At 41.1% G+C, this 22498-nt stretch carries 18 protein-coding genes and 2 pseudogenes; 14 read left to right on the plus strand and 6 right to left on the minus strand.

The window, feature by feature from the left end; all coding sequences use genetic code 11:
• The first annotated feature begins 99 nt into the window (after positions 1-99).
• The 3 genes and pseudogenes from CCS77_RS01450 to CCS77_RS01460 all read left to right on the plus strand — a co-directional run.
• Entirely contained in the window at positions 100-1116 is a 1017-nt protein-coding gene (locus CCS77_RS01450) for an OmpA family protein (protein WP_103569442.1), read from the plus strand.
• A 72-nt stretch (positions 1117-1188) separates the two neighbouring features.
• On the plus strand, positions 1189-1830 hold the full coding sequence (locus CCS77_RS01455; protein WP_107916347.1) for an HAD family hydrolase: 642 nt from the start codon (positions 1189-1191) through the stop codon (positions 1828-1830).
• Positions 1831-2141: 311 nt separating this feature from the next.
• A pseudogene (locus CCS77_RS01460) lies at positions 2142-2432 on the plus strand (hypothetical protein); the annotation flags it as partial.
• Positions 2433-2486: 54 nt separating this feature from the next.
• Here the strand turns inward: CCS77_RS01460 and CCS77_RS01465 are convergent.
• Both CCS77_RS01465 and CCS77_RS01470 read right to left on the minus strand, forming a co-directional pair.
• On the minus strand, positions 2487-3626 hold the full coding sequence (locus CCS77_RS01465; RefSeq protein WP_107916348.1) for an NAD(P)/FAD-dependent oxidoreductase: 1140 nt from the start codon (positions 3624-3626) through the stop codon (positions 2487-2489).
• Positions 3623-4924 (minus strand): MFS transporter, encoded by a 1302-nt coding sequence (locus CCS77_RS01470; RefSeq protein ID WP_107916349.1) that lies wholly within the window; start codon positions 4922-4924, stop codon positions 3623-3625. Before CCS77_RS01470 ends, CCS77_RS01465 begins: the two co-directional genes overlap by 4 nt.
• A 113-nt stretch (positions 4925-5037) precedes the next feature.
• Here CCS77_RS01470 and CCS77_RS01475 point away from each other — a divergent pair, with 113 nt between their 5' ends.
• On the plus strand, positions 5038-5679 hold the full coding sequence (locus tag CCS77_RS01475; RefSeq protein WP_107714305.1) for a non-canonical purine NTP pyrophosphatase: 642 nt from the start codon (positions 5038-5040) through the stop codon (positions 5677-5679).
• Here CCS77_RS01475 and CCS77_RS01480 read toward each other — a convergent pair.
• Complete coding sequence (locus CCS77_RS01480; protein WP_107916350.1) at positions 5672-6394, minus strand: tetratricopeptide repeat protein; 723 nt, start codon at positions 6392-6394, stop codon at positions 5672-5674. The two genes, CCS77_RS01475 and CCS77_RS01480, sit on opposite strands and share 8 nt — an antisense overlap.
• 93 nt (positions 6395-6487) lie before the next feature.
• Between CCS77_RS01480 and CCS77_RS01485 the strand changes: the two genes are divergently transcribed.
• From CCS77_RS01485 to rmuC, 3 genes are all read left to right on the plus strand, one after another.
• Positions 6488-7699: a saccharopine dehydrogenase family protein gene (locus tag CCS77_RS01485; protein ID WP_103581806.1), complete on the plus strand. Its 1212-nt coding sequence runs from the start codon at positions 6488-6490 to the stop codon at positions 7697-7699.
• A 709-nt stretch (positions 7700-8408) separates the two neighbouring features.
• Entirely contained in the window at positions 8409-9449 is a 1041-nt protein-coding gene (locus CCS77_RS01490) for a multidrug effflux MFS transporter (protein ID WP_201741721.1), read from the plus strand.
• A gap of 80 nt (positions 9450-9529) precedes the next feature.
• Complete coding sequence (gene rmuC, locus CCS77_RS01495) at positions 9530-11062, plus strand: DNA recombination protein RmuC (protein WP_107916351.1); 1533 nt, start codon at positions 9530-9532, stop codon at positions 11060-11062.
• 53 nt (positions 11063-11115) lie between these two features.
• On the opposite strand, the gene CCS77_RS01500 is transcribed toward rmuC, so the two are convergent.
• The 3 genes from CCS77_RS01500 to CCS77_RS01510 all read right to left on the minus strand — a co-directional run bounded on the left by CCS77_RS01500 (position 11116) and on the right by CCS77_RS01510 (position 14227).
• Positions 11116-11712 (minus strand): DUF6803 family protein, encoded by a 597-nt coding sequence (locus tag CCS77_RS01500; RefSeq protein WP_107916352.1) that lies wholly within the window; start codon positions 11710-11712, stop codon positions 11116-11118.
• Positions 11713-11847: 135 nt separating this feature from the next.
• On the minus strand, positions 11848-12561 hold the full coding sequence (locus CCS77_RS01505) for a TorD/DmsD family molecular chaperone (RefSeq protein WP_107916353.1): 714 nt from the start codon (positions 12559-12561) through the stop codon (positions 11848-11850).
• Positions 12554-14227 carry a 4Fe-4S dicluster domain-containing protein gene (locus CCS77_RS01510; protein WP_107916354.1) on the minus strand — a complete coding sequence of 558 codons (1674 nt, stop codon included), beginning with the start codon at positions 14225-14227 and terminating at the stop codon, positions 12554-12556. Before CCS77_RS01510 ends, CCS77_RS01505 begins: the two co-directional genes overlap by 8 nt.
• A gap of 154 nt (positions 14228-14381) precedes the next feature.
• On the opposite strand from CCS77_RS01510, the gene selA reads away from it, so the two are divergent.
• The 7 genes and pseudogenes from selA (at position 14382) to fdh3B (ending at position 22330) form a co-directional block, all read left to right on the plus strand.
• Entirely contained in the window at positions 14382-15707 is a 1326-nt protein-coding gene (gene selA / locus CCS77_RS01515; protein WP_107916355.1) for an L-seryl-tRNA(Sec) selenium transferase, read from the plus strand.
• Positions 15704-17524 carry a selenocysteine-specific translation elongation factor gene (selB, locus tag CCS77_RS01520; RefSeq protein ID WP_107916356.1) on the plus strand — a complete coding sequence of 607 codons (1821 nt, stop codon included), beginning with the start codon at positions 15704-15706 and terminating at the stop codon, positions 17522-17524. Before selA ends, selB begins: the two co-directional genes overlap by 4 nt.
• 53 nt (positions 17525-17577) lie before the next feature.
• The gene (locus CCS77_RS01525) at positions 17578-18285 is read left to right on the plus strand and encodes a thioredoxin domain-containing protein (protein WP_107916357.1); all 708 of its coding nucleotides are present in this window, start codon (positions 17578-17580) and stop codon (positions 18283-18285) included.
• Between the two features lie 280 nt (positions 18286-18565).
• Positions 18566-18772, plus strand: coding sequence for a twin-arginine translocation signal domain-containing protein (locus tag CCS77_RS01530; RefSeq protein ID WP_004317725.1), 207 nt, complete (start codon positions 18566-18568; stop codon positions 18770-18772).
• Between the two features lie 77 nt (positions 18773-18849).
• Positions 18850-19044, plus strand: a pseudogene (locus CCS77_RS10575) (hypothetical protein); the annotation flags it as partial.
• Positions 19045-19092: 48 nt separating this feature from the next.
• Positions 19093-21759: a formate dehydrogenase subunit alpha gene (locus CCS77_RS01540; protein WP_256372121.1), complete on the plus strand. Its 2667-nt coding sequence runs from the start codon at positions 19093-19095 to the stop codon at positions 21757-21759.
• A gap of 10 nt (positions 21760-21769) precedes the next feature.
• Positions 21770-22330 (plus strand): formate dehydrogenase FDH3 subunit beta, encoded by a 561-nt coding sequence (gene fdh3B / locus CCS77_RS01545; RefSeq protein WP_103581836.1) that lies wholly within the window; start codon positions 21770-21772, stop codon positions 22328-22330.
• Positions 22331-22498: the final 168 nt, after the last annotated feature.

The following is a 22498-nucleotide window of genomic DNA, read 5'->3' on the forward strand; positions in this document are numbered from 1 at the left end:
TTTACATTAAGAATTTGGTTATAATTTAAAGTTGATTTATTTTTATTTAGGTAAAATTATAGTCAACATTAAAAATCCCTATTTGAAAGGAATTCTATTATGAAAAAGATTGCTTTAGCTATGGTTGCCGCAACAGCGGTTTTTGCGTCTAACGCAGCATACAACTATGAGATCACTCCAACTATCGGTGGTGTTCATCCAGAAGGAAATCTACGTGTAAAAGACCACAATTTTGTTGGTATTAGAGCGGCTAGAAACCTTGAAGATTTCTTCTTTGATCAAGTTGAGCTTGGTGTTGATTACTCTCAAAAACTAAAAGAGAGAACAGGTGACGTTGTAAGAGAGGGTAGAGCTCTTAGATACCACGCTAACCTTGTAAAAAATATCGTTGACTTTGGACCAGTTAGCCTATATGGTTTAATCGGTGCTGGTTATGAAGATGTTCCAGCTATTTTTGTTAAAAACGAAGATGGCGGTTTTGGTCAATACGGTCTTGGTTTAAGATACCAAGTAACTGATAGATTTGCTCTTAAAGCAGAGGCAAGAGATGCTATCAAATTTGAGCACGCTGATCACAACCTATTCTATTCACTAGGCTTTGGCATCGGTCTTGATTCAAAAGCAGCTCCAGTTGTAGCAGCAGCTCCAGCAGCAGCTCCAGCAGCAGCTCCAGCCCCAGTTCTTGATGATGACAATGACGGCGTGCCAAATGATATCGATCAATGCCCTAACACTCCAGCTGGTGTAGTTGTTGACGAAAGAGGATGCGAGAAAGTTATCGTTCTTAGAGACCTAGATGTTAACTTCGCATTTGATAGCTACAAAGTTGGACCAAAATATGCAGCTGAGATCAAAAAAGTAGCTGACTTTATGGGCGAACACCCAGATTATAAAGTTGTACTTGCTGGTCACACTGATAGCGTAGGTGCAGAAGCTTACAACCAAAAACTATCTGAGAAAAGAGCAAAAGCAGTGGCTGAGGTTCTTGCTGGTTACGGCGTAGAAAAAGCTAAAATTTCTACAGTTGGTTACGGCGAACTTAAACCAATCGCTACAAATAAAACTAAAGAAGGTCGCGCTCAAAACAGACGTGTTGAAGCTACTTTCAATAAATAATTTTATTATTTAAAATTACTTCCTTAGGGCTTGGCTTCGGCTGAGCCCTTTTTTATTTCTGCGGAGATTATCATGAAAAAAACTATACTTTTTGACTTAGATGGCACACTTATAGACTCTACTTCTGCTATTTTAAAAGGTTTTGATGCGGCGTTTTTAGCCCACGACAAGAAAGAGCCTGATCATGATGCACTAAAATCTCTAGTAGGATATCCGCTTGAAATAATGTTTGAAAAACTCGGTGCGAAGAAGAATTTAATAGGTGAATATGTAAAAGAGTATAAAGCTTGCTATGAGAAGATCTATTTAGATGAGACTGTGCTTTTACCGCATGCTATGGATGCTTTAAAAGAAGCTAGCACGCTTGCTGATGTTGGTGTTGTTACGACAAAGACATCAAAATTTTCTATCATTTTACTTGAGCATTTGGGCGTTATGAAATTTATAAAAACGGTTGTTGGACGAGATGATGTAGTAAATCCAAAACCAGATCCAGAACCTATAATTTTAGCTTTAAAGAGACTAGACAAAGAAAAAGATAATGCCTTTATGGTTGGCGATACCATAATGGATCTAAAGGCTGCTAAAGCTGCTCTTATAACGGGCGTTGGCCTTACATGCGGATATGGTATAGAGTCTGATTTAAGGCAATTTAGCGAGCATATATTTGCAAATCCACATGAGGCTGTCAGCTTTATCAAAGAAGCACAATAGTGAAAGTTTATTAAAGCCCCTGAATCTGATACCTTTTAAACGTAAATTTATTCATAAATTTTTGTTTTAACTTATTACAAAACGTTTTGATGGACTAAAAAGAATTTTTAGTTTCATATCAAAAATGTCTGCTACTATTTTGATATGATTATTGATCTAAACAAATCCTTACCTTTAATAAATTCTGCATTCGATTTGTTGTTCTAGATAAATTTGCTAGCAAAATATGCCAACTAATATGCTTGTATTAGAATTCGTTAGGTAGAGACTTTGTTGGTCTCGAAAAGGAGCCAGAATTTATAAATATTGCACTTTTAAGCGAAGCTGGCGTGGAGGCTGAGTTTGTATATAAGATAAGCGAGGGCAGACCAAACGTCGAAGATAGGCTTAAAAACGGCGACATCGCACTTGTTATAAATACAAGCGATACAAAATCAAGCGTGGATGATGGCAAAAAGATCCGCCAAAATGTACTTAGATTTAAAATTCCATATTTTACAACGATCCGTGCAGCACTCGCAGCTGCCAAGTCGCTAAGCACAGTTCAAACTGGCAAAGCACTCGAAGTAAAAAGCTTGCAAGAGTATCTAAGCGAGAGATAGTAAATTTAGTGGCAGTTTTGGCTGCCACTAGCTAAATTTCACTTTTCTATTTGATTAGCTATTTTTTAAAGCGCTAGCTACCTTTAAAGCACTTGCAAAGGCAAAATGCAAGTTGTATCCACCAAGCATACCAGTGATATCTAAAACCTCTCCTATAAAGTAAAGCCCTTTTACGCTTTTACACTCTAAATTTTCATCTAAAAACTCTGTTTTTACACCACCTTTTGTAACTTCAGCCCTTTCAAAGCCAAATGTCCCAGCTGGAGCAAACTCATAAGTAAAAAGCCTTTTTATGATACTCTTTTCATCATCATTAAATTCATAATAAGCTCTATCTTTTAAACCAAAATTTCTTAAAAACTCCAGCACAAATCTCTTTGGCAATGGCAAAACTGAACTAAGCTGCTTTTTGCCATTTATTAAATTTTTCTCACTAAATTTAGGCAAAAAATTTATGCAAATTCGACCCTTTTGCCAAAAAAGTGAGGCGTTTAGTATCGCTGGACCACTTATTCCTCTATGTGTAAAAAGCAGATCGCCACTAAATTTATGGCTCTCGATTTTGGTATTTATCACTACATCCGCACTTAGACTAACGCCGCTAAGCTCTTTAAACCAAAACTCATCTTTTTGCACGCTAAAGCCAACAAGAGCAGGGGCAGGCATTGAGAGCTCAAGGCCAAATTCGCTAGCTATCTTGTAGCCAATATCGCTTGCGCCAAGGGCTTTGTAGCTTAGTCCGCCACTTGCGATGACCAAATTTCTAGCTCTAAATTTCTCATCTCTCGTTGAAATTTCAAAAATTTCATCTATTTTTTTGGTGCCAAGAACCTCTTTGTTATAAAAAATATCAGCATTTTGCCTTTTTAAAAGCAGGCTCAAAACGCTCTTTGCACCGCTATCGCAGAAAAATTGATTTTGTTTTTGCTCACTAAATTTAAGCTCACTAAAAAATTTCAAAACCTGATCAGGGCTTAGTACTTTTAAAATTTGCTCTATAAATTTTTGCTCGCCAAGGTAGTTTTTGGCGCTTACAAAGCGGTTTGTGATGTTGCACCTGCCGCCACCGCTTGCTAAGATCTTTTTGCCAGCGCTGCTGTTTTTCTCTAAAATGGCAACCTTTTTGCCCCTTAAATTTGCCCCTAAAAAGAGCCCGCTAGCGCCAGCACCAACGATGATGACGTCGTAGATCAAAACTTCAAGCTCTCTTTTAAGGCCGCCTCGCTTGTTAGGCGAGAGTCGAATTTGATCACTTGATTTTTCTCATTTTTGTAATAATCCACCACGCCTTTTTGGCTGTTTAGAAGCTCTAAATTTAAGCTCGCTTCTGGGCTTAGGTAGATATTTTTAAAAATTCTTGGATCGCTTAGGCTAAATAGCAAAACAAGCCAGATCACGCAAAGCACCACGCAGATGATGGCAAGCACTTTAAAACTAAAAGCGTGCATGATGTATCCGCCAAACGCGCCCCCAACGAAGCTTCCAAAGTAGCCAAATGAGTTAAAGATACCAAGAGCGGTGCCTTTTTGTGAGGACTTTACAAATTTTGTCGCGGTTGATTGCATGATTGGCTCGTGAAGGTTGAAACCTATAAAAAATATCGCGATGCCAAACACAAATATAAATTTCGTAAAGCTAAAGGCAAAAATGGCGTAGGTTAGAGCAAAAAGCAATGTGCCAGCTATCAAGATGACCTTGCTAAGCCCCTTGCCATCGCCCAGCGCGCCAGCTAGCCCCATAGCCAAAAAGCCAAGCACGGCGCCAAGCGTATAGACCTTGTAAAGCTCGCTGCTCTCATAGCCATACTCTTTTACTAAAACGATAGGGATCACCAAAAATGCGATGCTTGTGAGCATCTTTTGCATGAAAGAGGTGAAATTTATGATCATGTAGTCTTTTTGTAAAAAGAGCTTGCCAAATGGCACCTTTTGGGCCTTTGCGCTCACTTTTATCTCTTTTGGCACGACGGTGTAGAGTAGCACGACGCAAAGCAAGCTAAGAGCGGCACTTAGATAAAATAGGCTTGAAAGCCCGTAGTCCTTGGCAAGAAGCGGTCCAAGCACCATCGAAAGCGTGAAGCTAAGCCCTATAAAAGCGCCCATTATCGCCATGGCTTTTGAGCGGTTTTCTTCAGCCACAAAGTCGCTTATCATCGCTGTTGCCACAGCTCCCACAGCTCCCACGCCTTGTAAAAATCTACCAAAAAGCATCGTGTAAATTTCACTTGCCAGCGCGCAGACGATAGAGCCAGCCACAAAGATCAAAAGGCCGATGGTTAGGGCTTTTTTGCGGCCGATCTTGTCTGAAAGAGCGCCGAAGGGCACTTGAAATATCATCTGTGAGATCGCATAGACGCCTACTATTAGCCCGACTAAAAACTCATTTGCGCCGCTTAAATTGAGCGCATAGAGGCTAAGAACTGGCAGGACTATGAAAAGCCCAAAAAATCTGCTAGCTACGATAAAAGATAGTGGCAAAACGCTTTTTAACATAAATTTTCCCTTGTTTTTAAAAGGACTAAGTTTATCATTTTAACACTAATTTAAATTTAAAAATTTTAATCTACTTTTTTGTAAAATACGCCCAAAAATCAAGGAGTTTTGCGATGAAAATCGTGCTTGCGACATCAAATTTAGATAAAGTAAAAGAGATAAAAGAGTTTTTAAAAGGCTATGAAATTTACGCACTAAGCGAGGTTGTAAAGCCATTTGAGATCGTTGAAGATGGTAGCAGCTTTCAAGCAAATGCGCTCATAAAGTCAAAAGCGGTTTTTGCAAAGCTTAAAGAGCAAGGGCTTGATAGTGAGTTTATCGCACTTAGTGATGATAGTGGCATCAGCGTTGATGCACTTGGTAGCGAGCCAGGGATCTACTCAGCGCGCTACTTTGACCTTGATGAAAATGGCAAAGTGTGCGGCAAAAACGCAAATGACGCAAACAACAGAGCAAAGCTAATTAGCAAGCTAAAGGCGCTAAATTTAAAGAGCTCGTCAGCTCACTACACCGCCTGTATCGCCATTAGCTCAAAATTTGGCGACTACACGACGCATGGCTTTATGTATGGCGAAGCGATAGATGAGGAGCGCGGCACAAACGGCTTTGGCTACGACGCACTCTTTATCCCAGATGGCTTTACAAAGACGCTTGGCGAGCTAGATAACGAGACAAAGCTCAAAATTTCTCACCGCTCAAAGGGGCTAGAGCTTGCAAATTTCGTGCTAAAGAGCCTAAAGAAAAACTTTAGTTAAGCTCCTTTAGTCCTTTGCTGGCTCGCTCTAAAAGACCCAGCGCGCGAGGGTTTTGCTCTTTGCCTTTTAAAATTTCAAGCACTTTTTTGTAGTTTTTGGCAGCTTCGTCCTTTCTTTCAAGCTTTGCTAGGTCGTTAGCAAGCTCTACTAAAAGCTCTGAGCGCACAAGCTCGTTGCCACTTAGATCTGGCGTGATATCAAGTAAATTTAACGCTAAAATGTGGTTTTCGTAGGCTTTTGCAAAGTCATTTTTCATGTAGTAGGTGCTGCCGATAGACTTTATGCAAAGCAGCTCGTCGCGCATTGGGGTATTTGGCGTGACGTCATAAATTTTTTGAGCTTCTTGAAAATTAGCAAGCGCTTCGTCATATTTGCCTAGCGCCTTTTTTGCTGCGCCTATGTTTTGATAAGAGCGAGCTAGCAGCAGTTTGTCGCTAACGTTTGCCGCGAGCTCTAGGGCTCTTTGTGAGAGCTCTAACGCCCTTTGTGGCTCTTTATTTACCATGCAAATGCTAGCGCCATTTATGAGCGAAGTGATCGCCTGCTCGGTGTTGTCCTCTTTTAAGCAGACATCAGTCGCTTGCTCGGCTAAATTTATAGCGCGAGCTAAATTTCTATCACTTTTATAAAACTCATTTACGCTCTCTTGCACCAGCTCGTCGCAGCTATTTGCAAAGAGGCAAATAGGCACTAAAAATGGCAAAATTTTATTCATCTTTTTACCTTTAAAATTTGGCTCATTTTACCTTTTGAAGCTAGAAATTTATATTAACTTTGCTAAAATCACTAAAATTTTAAGGAGCCAAAAATGTCAAATATCTTAATCATCGGAGCAGGTGGCGTTAGCCAAGTCGCAACCGTAAAATGTGCGATGAACTCGGACGTTTTTACAAATATCACCCTAGCAAGCCGCACAAAAAGCAAGTGCGACGCGATCGCTAAATTTATAAAAGATCGCCTTGGCGTGCAGATAAACACCGCGCAGATCGACGCTGACGACACAGCGGCCGTAGTGGAGCTCATCAAACAAACAAAGGCTGATCTGCTACTAAATGTCGCGCTGCCGTATCAAGACCTAACCCTTATGGACGCTTGTGTAAAGGCTGGCATACCTTACATCGACACCGCAAACTACGAGCACCCAGACACCGCAAAATTTGAGTATAAGCTTCAGTGGGCGAAGGATGGTGACTTCAAAAACGCTGGCACCATGGCGCTTCTTGGCTCTGGCTTTGACCCGGGCGTGACAAACGTATTTTGCGCCTATGCACAGCAAAATTTATTTGACGAGATCCACGAGATCGACATCCTAGACTGCAACGCTGGCGATCACGGATATCCATTTGCGACAAATTTCAACCCAGAGATAAATTTACGCGAAGTTAGCGCAAATGGCCGCTACTGGGAGGCTGGCAAGTGGATCGAGACAAAGCCTATGGAGATCATGTTTAAGTGGGACTACCCAAAAGTTGGCGTCAAAGATAGCTATCTGCTCTATCACGAGGAGCTAGAAAGCTTAGTAAAAAACATCAAAGGACTAAAGAGAATTCGCTTTTTCATGACCTTTGGACAAAGCTACCTAACCCACATGAAGTGCCTAGAAAACGTGGGAATGCTCCGCATAGACGAGGTCGAGCATAACGGCATGAAAATCGTGCCGATCCAGTTTTTAAAGACGCTTCTACCTGATCCTGCAAGCCTTGGTCCTCGCACAAAAGGCAAAACAAACATCGGCTGCGTGATACGTGGGCTAAAAGATGGCAAAGAGCGCCAAGTCTATATCTACAACGTATGCGACCACGAGGCTTGCTACGCCGAGACAGGCGCGCAGGCTGTTAGCTACACCACAGGCGTGCCAGCGATGATCGGCTCGATGATGGTGGCAAAAGGCATCTGGAGCGGAAAAGGTGTCTTTAACATGGAGAATTTCGACGCAAAACCTTTCATGGACGAGCTAAATAAGCAGGGGTTGCCGTGGGAGGTAATCGAAATGAAACCAGGAGAGAGATACGAAGTTTAAAATTTAGACTTATTAGGCTTGTCTTTTTCTACTTATACTTCGTTGGTTTTAAATTTTGCTCGGTCATTACCCACTCGGTAACTCCCGTCACAAAATTTAAAACCGCCTTGTCTAAGCGAAAAATCCTGCACCTAAATTTATTAAATTTAATATCTTGAAAGACTATATGTCTAGTCTTGGGATGAAAATTTCTTTGCAACCCCAAAATCCATCTCACGATACTTCATCAGAGACTTTGTGACATTTAAATTTTAATAACACGCTCCGCTTAAAAATCGAATTTCGACTCGTCTAAGCGAAAAAAACTTCGCCTGAGTTTTATTAAATTTTATTTTGTTTGGTCATTACCAGATTGGCAGCTCTTGCCTCAAAATTTAAAACCATCTCGTCTAGATAAAAATCACCTCGCCTAATTTTTGCCTTTAATTTTAAACCTCTTTGCCAAACAAAACCTTGATAAATTTACCTCACTCCACCAAAGCAAATTTTCTAAATTTACGCCCAAAGCTAGTTTTGGGCGCTTGTTGCTGTAAATTTATAAATTTATGCTATATCTACGAAATCTTAATCGCAGCTAAAAAAGGGGAAATCTTGCAATCAACAAAAACATCTATCTGGTTTTTAGTCATCCTAAGCGGTCTAATGGCCTGCACCTCGCTATCAACGGATGTCTATCTGCCTGCCATGCCTACGATGGAGCGACAGCTTCATGGCGATGCGGAGCACTGGCTTTTTGATCGGTTTTGCTATCGCACAGCTCATTTGGGGGCCCATTAGCGACAGGATAGGGCGAAAGCTCCCGCTATTTATCGGTATGGCGCTCTTTGTCGTTGGCTCCATCGGATGTGCCATGTCACAAAGCATGAGCGAAGTGATAATCTGGCGTATCTTTCAAGCCACAGGCGCGTGCGTGGGACCTATGCTTAGCCGTGCGATGATCAGCGATGTTTTTGAAAATAGCGAAGCTGCAAAGATGCTTTCAAACTTAGTCATCATTATGGCTGCAGCTCCTATCATAGGACCGCTGCTTGGTGGCGCATTACTAGAGATTGGCACTTGGCACTGGATATTTTGGCTAATGGCAGCTGCAAGTGCTTTTTTGTTTATCCTTATCTTCTTCTTGCCAGAGACGTTGCCACAGCAGAAGCGCTCAAAAGAGCCGATGATAAACTCGTTTAAGAGCTATTTTGTGCTTATAAAAGATGCTAAATTTATGAAATACACTCTAAGTGTAACCTTCTTTTACATCGCAGCATACGCCTTTATCACGGGATCGTCATTTGTTTATATAGATTATTTTGGCATACCGAGCAAGTACTATGGCTTTTTGTTTGGCGTAAATATACTTGGTGTGGCGGCGCTTAGTTTTTTAAACAAGAGCTTGGTCAATAAATTTAGCCTAAATTCGCTTCTTATTACCTCAAGTACAGTCGCTTTTGTTGCTGCGGCTTTGCTTTTAGCGCTTACCTTTTTTGGTGTCGCCGGAGTTTGGGGCGTTATCATACCTATGTTTTTCGTCTTTAGTATGAACGGTATCATCGCCTCTTGCTCAAATGCAGCCGCTCTTAATCAAGCACCTCAAGAGATGAAAGGCAGAGCAAATGCTCTCATTGGCTCACTGCAATATGGAAGCGGTATCGTCTCATCAGCCATGCTAGCACTCTTTACGACCACGACGCCACTTATCATGTCAGCCATCATCTTTGTCTTTATATTTTTGTGCTGGCTGGCTGCCTATCTAAACAAATAAACTCTCAAAAGGGCTTAAATGCCCTTTAAATTTAAAGCTATTTCACCTATAATAAAGCCAAAATTTAAAAGGAAATTTTAGTGCTAACGATAGAAAATTTATATATTTTGGTAGCAGCTCTTACGCTTATCTGCATGGTGTTGGTAGCTTTTTTGATAAATGCAAAGATGCAAAATGCAAAACAAAGAGAAGTTTTAGAAAAATTACAAGATGAGTTAAAAGATAGCGAGCGGCTAAATATCGAGCAAAGAGCGAAGCTTGAAGCAAGTAGCGACAAGATAGATGAGCTAGCTAAAAATTTAGACGAGTATAAAATTTCACTCAAGCAAAAAGACGAAAAAGAGGACGAGCTAGAGCGCGAGCTAAGGCGTCTAAATGAGGAGCTTGGCAGTCAGACAAAGATGGCTGAGATGGCAAAGTCGCTATCTTTAAATTTACAAAGCGAGCTTAGCGCAAAAGAGGATGAGCTAAAAAGATCAAACGAGAGTGAAAACGAGCTAAAACGCGCTATCGTCGCTCTAAAAAGCGAGATCGAGGCCAAAGAAAACATTCTAAGATCGCAAGAAGAAAATTTAAACAAGGTGAAAAACGAGCTTAATTTAGAGTTTGCAAACCTTGCAAATAAGATATTTGAAGAAAAAAGTGCAAATTTCTCAAAAAATAGCAAAGAGTCGCTTGAGCTCTTGCTAACACCACTTGGGGAGAAGATAACAAGCTTTGAAAAGAGGGTAAATGACGCCCACAGCGACTCGCAAAAGAGCGCAGGCGAGCTTAGTGCGCAGCTAAAAGAGGTGGTCGAGCTTGGCAAAAATATGTCAAAAGAGGCAAACTCGCTAAGCACGGCGCTAAAAGGCAGCAACAAAGTCCTTGGCAACTGGGGCGAGATGCAGCTTGAGCGCACACTGGAGGCTGCTGGGCTAGAAAAGGGCACGCACTACGTGACGCAAGAGAGTTTTGACGTGAGCGGCAAGAAGCTCATACCTGACTTTGTCATAAATTTCCCAGACGACAAACAGATGATAATAGACAGCAAAGTCTCACTCCACGCCTATGAAAAAGCAGTCGCGGCAGCTGACCAGGCGCAGAGCAAGCTAGCCCTTAGCGAGCACATCGCTTCGATAAAAAAACACATCGACGAGCTAGCTAAAAAAGACTACTCATCGCTTGTGAAAAGCCCTGATTTTGTGCTGATGTTTGTGCCAGTTGAGCCGGCATTTTTGGAGGCTTTGAAATTTGATCCAAATTTATTTAACTACGGCTACGAGAAAAAAGTGGTGCTAGTCTCGCACACGACGCTCATGCCGCTACTTCGTGTGGTGGCAAATTTGTGGCGCATGGAAAATGGCAACAAAGAGGCAAAAGAGATATTAAAGAGTGCAAATGAAATTTATGAGAAATTTTGTACCGTCGCTGATAAGCTAAATAGGCTTGGAAACTCGGTGAGATCGGTAAATGATAACTTCAATGAGGTCGTTAAAAGTGTGAGTGGTCAAGGTGGGCTTGATAGCAGGCTGGAGAAATTTAAAAAGATCGCTCTAAATCCCAAAGATACGCAGGTAAAAGAGCTTGAAGCAAGACCTAGAGAGATCTTGCTAGCTAGCTCTAAAGAGTAAATTTAGAAATTTAGAGCAAAAGTTTTTTGGCAGGCGCTAAAGAGCCTTTAAATTTAGTGATGCATGTGCATATTAGTTGAGTTATCATCACTCATATTTTGCATCATCATGTGGTGATCGTGCATTGGCATATCTGCTGGCATGTTCATTGGCATGTTCATCTGCATATCCATTGCTCCATTTTCAGCCTTGTAGCCTGTTATGGTAGGATCAACCATGCCAAATATCATAGCGACGTGTGCGACGATCAAGGCAAATATGAGTAGGCAAAAGTGAAGCTTTAGCTTTGCCTTTTCGCTTGCGTTTTTGTAGATCAAATTTAGCTCTAAAAGCGCGATGCCAAGAAGTGGGATGACGCCGATGAGATATGAGTAAATAGCGATGACATCGGCATATCCGCGCCATTTTATGGTTGGATAAATTTTTGCCATAAAATAGATCACAAGAGCTGTAAAATAGACCCCAAGCACTATGCCAACAAATTTGCTAATAGCTTTAAAGCCAGCATTTTTGCCGCTATCCATGTGATACATCGTAAAAAACTCCATCGCCACCAAAAGCTCAGCAAGCCCCATAGGTATCACCATATAGAGGATTAGATTGTAAGGTTGATCTAGCGATAAAAGCTCCATGTAGTGTGTCATTACCATTGTAAATCCTTTGTAAAAATTTAAAGAAATTTACTACCAAAGGGCTAAGATAGTTAAAAAATATCAAGAATAGTTGCGGGATTTAAGCGGATGTTAAATTTACTCCTAGCTCGAGTAAGAGCAAATTTAACCATTTTAGTCTTTAAACTCGTGTGAGATGACTGGGGAGAATTCCTCCCAGTGAAGTTTTGTTTTAAAGGTCGGCATCTTGCTTTGATAAGGCTCTTTTTTAAGCGCAGTAACCGCGACGCTATCGCCTTGTGGCTTGGCTGGTGCCTCTAGGCTTAAAACAGCTCTTTCAAGCTCGATGAAGTCTTGCAAGATGATCGCATAGGAGTGGAAGAAATTTGCATTTTTATGAGCCAAAAGTAGCGAGCCAAACTCATCTATAAATAAATTTAAAGTCTCGATAAAAAGCTTGTCGCTGATATTTTTTGCGCCATTAAATTCGTCATTTAAAAACGTCGCCATCGCCAAAAATATAAAGCCAACGTAGTCCTCGCTGTCTTTGCAAAGCTCCTTATCACGCCTATATGGGCTAAGGTTTAGGCAGTGGATCACCCTAAGTCTAGCAGCTCCGTTGTCTCTGCCCTCTTCATAAAATGAGGCGCTTAAAGGGATATTTGTAAAGCCAAAAAGAACCTCATTTTGCTCATTTACAAGCTCTTTAAAGCTAAATTTTTCTAAATTTGCAAATGCCTCTGCGCTTTGCTCGCTCAAAGGATTTTGCGCTAGGTAGCTTAGCTGCTCTCTCCACCTTGCAAATTTCTCATCACTCGTGTGAAAAAATAGCGGATAAGCTAAAAATTCGTAAAAATATGCCCTTGCTTTTGTGATGTTCTTATCCATTTAATAAATCCTCTCTCATCGCGTTTAGTTGGGCTTGCACCATGATCTTTGCCTTGCAGTCGGCACAGCAGTAAAGAGCTTTTATCTTGGCTCTGTCGTTGCCAAAACGTGGCTGCATGATCGCTGCGATCTTCTCGACTGCTTTTTTAGTCGCAAACTCTTTTCCGCACTCCACGCAGGCAAAGAGCTCATCATGCGCAAGCTCGCTATAAACGAAGCTCTCAGGCTTAAGTGCAAGTTTACCGACCTCAAGCGAGATGGTGTTTTTCTCAGCGCAGCTTAGCTCACAGTAGCCACAGGCGGTGCAAACGCTTGGGTTAAATAAAATCGAATTTGTCTTCTTATCAGCCACCAAGGCGCTTACGTTACAAGCGCCGACACAGCTAAGGCAGAGCGTGCAAGTTTCAGCGTTTATCTTAACCTCGCCGTATCTTATCATCTCGCCACTTTTTACCACGCCAAGATCATCGCTACCTACGATAAACTCAAGCCTTTTGGCAAAAATTTCTCTCTTTGGCAGCGCATATTCGTTAATTGAGTGTTGAGAGCCAGCTATTAGTTTTGCTTTTTTAAGTGCGATTTCAAGCTCAGCCTTGTCTTTTGCGTGATGTATCGCTTGCTCTTTAAATTTAAGCTCATAAATTTGATTTACTATACTAATGGCGTCCTTTTCGCCCTTGCCAAGGCTCTTGCTATATAAAATCACACTCGCGCCACTTTCTTGAAGAAGCGTCAAAAAGTGCGTTTGGCTTAGCAGATGTGGGGCTAGGATGACAAAAGGTAGGACATTTTGCGGTAGGCTAATGCTAAGCTCTTCTAAATTTATCTCTTCAGATACGATGAGAGCGATCTTATCTTTGTAAAGCTTAGCGATAGTGGCAAATGAGCTTTGAGGCATGAGTGTTGAGTCTAGCGAGCCGCTAGGGCAGACGCTGATGCAGTTTCCACAGTTTGTGCAATCTATCGCTGAAAAGACGAGGTGCTTTGTCTCGTCCTCTTTTAGGATGGCAACCGTTGGGCAAACTTCGGCGCAACGACCGCAAATTTCAGTCCTGCGCTCGTGATACTGGCAGATTGATGAGTCGTACTGCGTAAAGCTTTTATATCTAAATTTTGGGCTTTTTGCATTTAAAATTTCAACCACTTTTTCATCTTTTAGCCCTGAAATTTCGTAGCAGCCGCTTTGTTTTAGCATATAGTCCCTTGCGTTTTCAACCAAGAAAAAGTCGCAATCAACCTCAAACTCATCATCAGCTCTAAGCACCAAAACGCTTAGCTCGCCAGCTGCGCCGTATATAAATTTAACCTCAAAATGCGTAAGCTCTATCACTTTGTAGCCATTTTCTTTTAGTAAATTTGCTAGCTCTGCTCGGCCTGAGTTGCTTACAATGACGATATTTTTGCCGACCTCTTTTTCGTAATCCACATCCTTTGCCATATCAAAAGCGCTAGCTCTTGCCTCGTAGAGTAAAAGGGTGTTTTTGGCTTTTTCTAAGACGCTTGCAGTGGTATTTTTAAGGTAGAAATTTATCTCAGGTGCGATGATGTTTGCTTTTAGCTTTGGAGAGTTTGAGACTAGATAGTCGCCATTTTCGTTGTTGATCTCTATCTGCTCATTTAGCATCAAAGCATCGTCAAAATCGTTATAAAAGCCAAATTCTTTCATTGTTTCTCCTATTATCAAAAACGGGCTTATTCTAATATTAATGGGATTAATAGACTCTGAAATTTATATCCTCTTTTTTTGCTCTAAGTTTTAATTTATAATATTTTTATGTTAAAATCACGCCTTGGTAAAACTAACTTACTAGGAGCGCAAATTGAACAATTTAAGAAATATCCCACAAGTTGATAAGATCATAAAAAACGAAGCATTTTTGGGGCTTGACACGAGTTTAGTCACTATGCTTGCAAGGCAAATTTTAGATGAGGTTAGGGCTAAAATTTTAAATGAAAATGCTAGCTTTGAGAGCGAAGAGATAATAAATTTGATCCTAGATGAGTATGATAAATTTAACGAAGCAAGCCTTCAAAGGGTGCTAAATTTAACCGGCGTTGCCATACATACAAACCTCGCTAGAAGCGTTATAGATAAAGAAATTTTAAAGCGGGCAACGCCTGTCATCACTGGGTATTCAAACCTTGAATACAACCTAAAAACAGGCAGCCGCGGCAACAGATATGACTACGTTGGCTCGCTAATAGCAAGGGCCTTTGGTTTTGAGGACGCCATCGTTGTAAATAACAACGCAAGCGCTGTATTTTTGGTGCTAAACACCTTTGCAAAGGGCAGGGAGGTGGTCGTTAGCAGGGGCGAGCTAGTCGAGATCGGCGGCAGTTTTAGAGTGCCAGAGGTGATGGCAAACGCAGGCTGCATCCTAAAAGAGGTCGGCACGACAAACAAAACTAGGCTAAAAGACTACGAAGAGGCGATCAGCGAAGAGACGGCGATGCTTGTAAAGGTTCATAGATCAAATTTTGACATCGTTGGCTTTAGCGAAGAGACTACGGCAAATGAGCTTAGCGAGCTAGCAAGCAGGCGAAATTTGATAGATTATTTTGATCTTGGCAGTGGATTTTACGGAAATTTGCCCTTTAACTTAGACAAAAACGAGCCAGATCTAAAAAATTTAAAAGATGTTTCGCTAGTTAGCTTTAGCGGTGATAAGCTGCTTGGTGCGGTGCAGTGTGGCATAATAGTCGGCAAAAAAGAGCTCATCGCAAAGCTCAGGAAAAACCAGCTTTTAAGGATGCTTCGCGTCGATAAAGTGATCATCTCGCTTTTGGCTGAGAGCATAAAAGCCTATCTAAACAAAGAATTTGAGCTAATCACAACGCAAAAACTGCTTCACAAAAGTGTAAAAGAGCTTGAAGGCTTAGCAAATTTTATAAATAAAAATTTAAAAAATCCGCTTGAGATAGTGCGCACATCTACCTTTGTAGGGGGCGGTGCTATGCCAAATAAAAAGCTGCCAAGCGTGGCACTTGCATTTAGTGGAGAGGCAAATTTAAACGAGCTTAAATTTAGGCAAAAAAATGTGATCGGCCGCATAGAAAATGACAAATTTATGCTCGATCTTAGATCGCTTCTTGATGAGGACGTAGAAGTGCTAATAAAAATAATAAATGAAACGGAAGAAAAATGAGTTTAATAATAGGAACAGCAGGGCATATCGACCACGGCAAAACCGCGCTTATAAAGGAGCTAAACGGCTTTGAGGGGGACAATCTTGAAGAGGAGAAAAAGCGTGGCATAACGATCGATCTAAGTTTTTCAAATTTAAGCAAAAATAGCGAAAATATCGCATTTATCGATGTGCCAGGGCATGAAAATCTCATAAAAACGATGATAAGTGGCGCGTATGGCTTTGACGCGTGCTTGTTTGTGGTGGCGGCAAATGACGGGCTTATGCCCCAAAGCTTGGAGCACCTTGAAATTTTAAATCTCCTTGGCGTGAAATCTGTGATCGTGGCGCTTACAAAGTGCGATTTGGTCGATGAAGCGACCATAAATTTAAGAAAAAAAGAGATAAGAGATGAAATTTCTAAATTTAAAAATCTGCAAATTTTAGAAATTTTTGCCGTTAGTATAAAGGATAAGGCGAGCATCGATGAGCTTAGAAACTACCTCTTTACGCTAAGAGCCAAAAAGCGCGATGAGGATGGCGTTTTTAGATACTATATCGATAGGGTTTTTAGTCTAAAAGGTATCGGAAATGTCGTAACTGGCACCGTTATAGAGGGAAGCGTTAGTAAAAACGAGAAGCTTTTTAACTACGACGCTGGCAAAGAGGTGCTAGTAAGAAGCGTGCAAAGCCACGATAAATTCGTTGATAGCGCCGGAGTTAGCAGCCGCGTGGCGCTTAATCTAACTGGCATAGAGCTTAGTGAGCTAAAAAAGGGTCAGCTACTTAGCAAAAAGGGCTTTTTTAGGGGATTTAGAGAGGTTGATGCGGTCGTGACTGCTAAAAATCTCATCCACTCTCAAAGCGTGACTTTTTGCGTGGGCGCTAAAAACGTGCCCGCAAAGGTGCTAATACTTAGCCAAAAAGATGATAGCTACTTTGTAACATTTAAATTTCAAAGCGATATGTTTTTGAAATTTGATGAGGCCTTTGTTCTCATCTCAGATGCGCGCGTGATAGGTGGTGGCAGAGTGCTAAATCCTGTGCTTGAGCCACTAAAAAAGGCTGGCAAAATTCTCTTTTTAGCCTCGCTTTTAAAGCATGATTTTGTTGAAGCTTTTTCTATCTTAAAAGAGGCTCACAAAAATGGCTTTGGCATCATCTCTTCTTATCAAAGATTTGGTCTAAATCACGAAGAAGCCGTAGCCGTGGCTAAAAAAGTCTCAAACGTCTTTGTCGATGAAAAGGCTTTAAATATCTATGATCTAAGCGCGGTTGAGCGGATAAAATCAGCCATTAAATTTATGATAGAAAAGAACGAATTTGCTGTCTTTTCAGCTCAAAGTATCAGCCTAAAACTTGCTTGGGCTAGCCAAAATTTAGCCCAAAAAGCGCTTGATGAGCTTGAAAGTGCAAATTTAATCGCCAAAGATAGCGGTGTCTATACCAAAAAAGGCGTTGATCTTAGCAAGCTAAAAGTAAGGCTTGAAGAGAAAATTTATGAAATTTTAGAAAGTGGCAAGCTTGCTCCTACGGCGCCATATAATATATATGATGATTTAGAGATCGATAGGGTTAGTGGTGACAATGCCCTTAAAAAGCTAACCGCAATGGGCAGGGTCATAAGGCTGGAGCATAACCTTTTCATCACTAGAAATTCGCTAAAACTAGCCCTTGATAAGCTTCGAGCCATCATAAAAAATCAAGGCTTTGTAAATGTCACAAACGCCAAGGATGCGCTAAATTTAAGTAGAAAATATATCATCGCCTACCTTGAGCAGCTCGATCTTGAGAGTGACATAATGAAGCAGGGAAATGATAGGGTTTTTCGCAGTTAGTATTCATTTACAAAAAGCAAATATAATCCGCCAAATTTTTAAAAAGGATAAAAATGAAAAAAGTGATCTTAGCCTCAGTCATCGCGGCAACTAGCCTAATGGCAGCAAGCGATAAGCAAATAGAGGACTTCTACTCTCAAATGGTTGATAGCAGCGTAAAAGTAAAGGTAGCTGATCGTCACAAAGTGGCAGGCGACATCGAAGCTGTCGTTGTAAAATTAAGCAAAGATGGCAACTCACAAGATGAGATTGTTTTTACAAAAGGTGACTTCATCTTCCCGGACGTGATCGATCTAAAAGAGCAAAAATCATACCTCGCTGAAGTGAAAAAAGAGGTCATCGCAAAGGGAATTTCTAAAATTTATAAAGATGAAGACAAGGCAAACATCATCGTTCTTGGTAGTGACCCTAAAAAGCCAACTATCATAATGTTTTCAGACCCTGAGTGCCCATACTGCAGAGCTGAGCTAGCAAAGATCGAGACAACGCTAAAAGATAACAACGTTGAGATCGTCCTAACTCCAGTGCATGACATCTCATCACTTCAAAAAAGCTCACTAATCTACAAAGATGCAAAAGCTGCTAAGAGTGACAGTGATAAGGTTAAAATTTTAAGAAAATACTACGCTGAAGACTACAATGTAGATGATAAGAGCGTTAGTAAAGAAGATGTCGCAAAGATCGATAATTTGCGCAAAAAATATTTTGCAGCTGGCGTTAGATCAGTGCCATTTATCGTAAATAAAAGCGATCTAAAATAACATTTTCTAGGGAGCTCTCCCTAGAATTTCTACTACAAATAAATTTTATAAATTTAAAGTATATTTAACTATATTTTTAATAAATACTTAACATTCTTAATTAAACTTTTATATTTACTTTGCTTAACTTAGAAATATGCTAAATTTACATAGTTTAACTTTAGGGTGCTAAAATACCCTTAAATAGGCTGTTTGCGATATTTTAGAAATTCTAAATATGCAAATTTTACATATTATTGAACCAAATTTCTCAAAAATTTTTGAGGCATAAGGAGAAAAAATGCAAGGATCAAGAAGAGATTTTCTCAAAAAATCTCTAAAAGTCGGTGCTGCCAGCGGAGTACTCGCAGTCTCAGCCGTAGCAAAAGTGACTAGTGATGACTTGGCTCCTGATGACAATGGCGTTGTCGTAGGCAAGTCTAACAAAAAAGAGGTGCTTTATAAAAAAAGCAAAAATTGGGAAACCTACTATAAAATCGCATACTAAGGGAGAAAACCATGAGTGATGCACGTATAGGAAGACGTTCATTTTTAAAGCTAGCCGCACTAGGTGCTGGCACCACAATGGCTTTTGGACAAAATGATACGATAAGACACGCTAGCGCAGAGGAGATAAAAGATCCTTTCCCTGGCTCAAAAAAGGTTAGAACTATTTGTTCTATATGCTCAGCAGGCTGTGGTATCGAGGCTGAGGTACAAGATGGTGTTTGGGTTCGCCAAGATATGGCGATGTTTCACCCGATATCTCAAGGCTCACACTGCTCAAAAGGTATCGATCAGATCGACCTTACACACAGCAAACAACGCATCAAATATCCTATGAAAAAGGTTGATGGCAAATGGCAGAGAATTTCATGGGATCAAGCTGTAAATGAGATCGGCGATAAGATGCTTCAGATCCGCAAAGAAGATGGTCCTGATAGCGTTATATTCTTAGGATCTGCGAAATTTAACAACGAGCAGGCATATTACTTTAGAAAATTTGCTGCGTTTTGGGGTACAAACAGCAACGACCACGTAGCAAGAATTTGACATAGCGCAACAGTCGCCGGTGTGGCGAATACTTGGGGTTATGGCGCGATGACAAACCACTTTGGAGATATGGCTGCAAATTCAAAATGTATATTTATAATAGGTGCAAATCCAGCTGTGGCAAACCCAGTTGGCGGCATGAAGCACACTTTGCAAGCAAAAGATAGAAACAACGCAAAGGTGATCGTAGCTGATCCAAATTTTACAAAATCAGCTGCACACGCTGACCTTTATCTAAGACAAAGATCAGGTACCGATATAGCACTTGTTTATGGCCTTATCCACATCATCTTAAAAAATGGCTGGGAAGATAAAGAATTTATAAAAAATAGAACTTACGGCATCGACGAGATAGCAAAAGAGGCTGAGCACTGGACACCAGAGGTCACATCTGACGTTACAGGCGTGCCAGTTGATAAGCTGATAGAGGCTGCAAATATCCTAGCTCATACAAAACCAGGCACTGTGGTCTGGGCACTTGGTATCACTCAGCACTCAGTTGGTAGCTCAAATACGAGAATTTTACCTATCTTGCAACTAATCCTAGGCAACATGGGCAAACCAGGCGGCGGCTGTAACATCATCCGTGGTCACGACAACGTTCAAGGCTCAACCGACATGTGTAACCTCTCAGATAGCTTGCCGATGTATTACGGACTAACTGACGCGGCTTGGAAGTACTACTGCCAAGGCTGGGGTGTTGATTATGACGAGTTTGTAAAACGCTTTGCAGTCTCAACCAAAGAGCCAAAACAAGGCGGCACGCCAGTTAAAAACACTGTTTTTGAAGAGTATTATTACCACGATCCTAAAAATCCAGAGGATAGAAACTGGAGAAATGAAAAAGGCTGGTCGCTTTCAAAATGGTGGCAAGGCGTCTTAAAAGAGGAAAATACCTTTAGCAGTGGCGCGTTAAGAGTTCTTTGGGTTCAAGGAACTGGCCTTACATCTATGGCGCATCTAGCTAAAATTCAAGAAGCAGCTTCAAAACTAGATATGATCGTAGTTGCTGAGCCATTTGTAAATGAAATTTCTATCCTTTCAGATAGAAAAGATGGCGTTTATATCTTGCCAGTGGCAACTGCCTTTGAAAACGAAGGTCACCTAAACGCTACAAACCGCTCAGGTCAGTGGAGAACAAAAGTCGTTGATCCACTTTATGAGAGCAAGGGCGATCACGAAGTAATGTTTGCATTTGCTAAGAAATTTGGCTTTTACGATGAATATGTAAAAGGCATGAAGATGGCTGTTGTAGATAGAGAGCTAAAACAAGTAAAAGATGACTTTGTATGGCCAGATGATGCGACAAATGAGATAGCAAGGGTTGGAAATTCTATCGGTTATGGTGGCAGAACTGCTGAGATGTTTAGACGTCACCAAGCAAACTGGGATAAATTTGACCCAGATACGCTAATAGGTCTTGGCGGCGAGGTAAAAGGTGAGTACTACGGCAAGCCATGGCCAGCATGGGATGAAAAACACCCTGGCACACCGATACTTTATGATATGAGCAAGCCTTACGCAGAGGGCGGCTCTGGCTTTAGAAACCGCTTTGGCTTAGAGCATAACGGCGTTAGTCAGCTAGCTAGCGAAGAGGCAACTTTAGTTGGCTCAGCCATAAAAGGTGGCTACCCACAAATCACAAAAGATAATATAGAAAAAGTCCTAGGCATCACTCTAACAGAAGAAGAAAAAGCTAAGATAGGACCTAGCTGGAGCATGGACTACAGCGGTATCATCTTAGAAAAATGCCGTGAAAAAGGCGTAGTGCCGTATGGTAACGCAAGGGCTAGAGCTATCGTTTGGGAATTTCTTGATCCTATCCCAAAACATAGAGAGCCTATCCACTCACCACGCTGGGATCTTGTCCAAAAGTATCCGACATTTGATGATCAAGCTAGAAATTTTCGTGTTTCTACTAAATTTAAGTCAGAGCAACAAGCAAAAGACTGGTCAAAAGAATTCCCTATCGTATTTAGCACGCAACGCGTCGTAAATTTAAGTGGTGCGGGAATGATCGAAAGAACAAGTAAATATCTCTCAGCCATCACACCTGAGATGTTTGCTAACGTTCACCCTGAGCTTGCTTTAAAATACGGCATAAAAGATCGCGATATGATGTGGATCCACAGCCCACAAGGCACGAAGATCAAAGTAAGATGCTACCACAGCTATATGGTAACTCCAGATAGAATTTGTATGCCTTATAACTTCGCTGGCGTTATGCAAGGTGTCGATCTCTCAGCTCGCTACCCAGAGGGCACTAAGCCTTATGTTATCGGCGAGAGCTTTAACACAGTTACCAACTACGGATTTGACCCTGTTACTCAAATTTCAGAATTTAACGCAGGTCTTTGCCGCATAGAAAAAGCTGAGGAGAATACCTTTAAAACATCGTTTTATCACGAGTATGGCGAGAGAGACGCCCTAGGTAAAGAGTAAGGAGAGAAAAATGGCAAGAATGAAATTTTTTGTAGATACTAATAGATGTATCAGCTGCTTTGGATGTCAAGTCGCCTGCTCTTCTGCTCACGAGCTTCCAGTGGGAATTTATAGAAGAAAGGTTATCACGCTTCACGATGGCATAGAGGGTAAAGAGGTCTCAACTACTATCGCGTGCCAGCACTGCACCGACGCACCTTGCGAGCAAGTTTGTCCGGTTGATTGCTTCTACATTAGAGCCGATGGTATCGTGCTTCATGATAAACATAAGTGCATAGGCTGTGGATACTGCTTATATGCTTGTCCATTTGGTGCGCCACAGTTCCCTAGAGACGGGGCATTTGGCGTAAAAGGCGTAATGGATAAATGCACTATGTGCGCAGGCGGTCCAGAGCCAACTAACTCACACGAGGAGAGAGAGCTTTACGGTCAAAACAGAATGGCTGAGGGGAAAGTGCCTATGTGTGCGGCTATCTGTTCTACAAACGCGCTTTTAGTTGGCGACGCTGCTGAGGTTTCAAATGTATATCGCAAACGCGTTATGCTAAGAAATACAGGATTAAACGTATAACACTAAGGAGGGCGCTTGCTCTCCTTTTAAATTTATAAAATTTAAATTATTTTTATGATTTTTATAATCTAAAATTTCATCAATAATTTTTCTTATCTATTAAAATTATCAAAAATATATAACTTTTTTATCTCAATATGAAATTTTACTCTAACCCTCTAAAGCCCT

This window comes from Campylobacter concisus (genome assembly GCF_003048375.1).
In the GTDB taxonomy this organism is placed as follows: Bacteria; Campylobacterota; Campylobacteria; order Campylobacterales; family Campylobacteraceae; genus Campylobacter_A; species Campylobacter_A concisus_T.

Bases quoted from the DNA above. Each gene is read 5' to 3' on its own strand.
- CCS77_RS01475 (WP_107714305.1), top strand. From the start codon at position 5,038: ATGAAAATCGTGCTTGCGACATCAAATTTAGATAAAGTAAAAGAGATA.
- CCS77_RS01455 (WP_107916347.1), top strand. From the start codon at position 1,189: ATGAAAAAAACTATACTTTTTGACTTAGATGGCACACTTATAGACTCT.
- fdh3B (WP_103581836.1), top strand. From the start codon at position 21,770: ATGGCAAGAATGAAATTTTTTGTAGATACTAATAGATGTATCAGCTGC.
- CCS77_RS01450 (WP_103569442.1), top strand. From the start codon at position 100: ATGAAAAAGATTGCTTTAGCTATGGTTGCCGCAACAGCGGTTTTTGCG.
- CCS77_RS01485 (WP_103581806.1), top strand. From the start codon at position 6,488: ATGTCAAATATCTTAATCATCGGAGCAGGTGGCGTTAGCCAAGTCGCA.
- CCS77_RS01470 (WP_107916349.1), bottom strand. From the start codon at position 4,924: ATGTTAAAAAGCGTTTTGCCACTATCTTTTATCGTAGCTAGCAGATTT.
- selB (WP_107916356.1), top strand. From the start codon at position 15,704: ATGAGTTTAATAATAGGAACAGCAGGGCATATCGACCACGGCAAAACC.
- CCS77_RS01500 (WP_107916352.1), bottom strand. From the start codon at position 11,712: ATGGTAATGACACACTACATGGAGCTTTTATCGCTAGATCAACCTTAC.
- CCS77_RS01510 (WP_107916354.1), bottom strand. From the start codon at position 14,227: ATGAAAGAATTTGGCTTTTATAACGATTTTGACGATGCTTTGATGCTA.
- CCS77_RS01490 (WP_201741721.1), top strand. From the start codon at position 8,409: ATGGCGATGCGGAGCACTGGCTTTTTGATCGGTTTTGCTATCGCACAG.
- CCS77_RS01530 (WP_004317725.1), top strand. From the start codon at position 18,566: ATGCAAGGATCAAGAAGAGATTTTCTCAAAAAATCTCTAAAAGTCGGT.
- CCS77_RS01505 (WP_107916353.1), bottom strand. From the start codon at position 12,561: ATGGATAAGAACATCACAAAAGCAAGGGCATATTTTTACGAATTTTTA.
- CCS77_RS01525 (WP_107916357.1), top strand. From the start codon at position 17,578: ATGAAAAAAGTGATCTTAGCCTCAGTCATCGCGGCAACTAGCCTAATG.
- CCS77_RS01480 (WP_107916350.1), bottom strand. From the start codon at position 6,394: ATGAATAAAATTTTGCCATTTTTAGTGCCTATTTGCCTCTTTGCAAAT.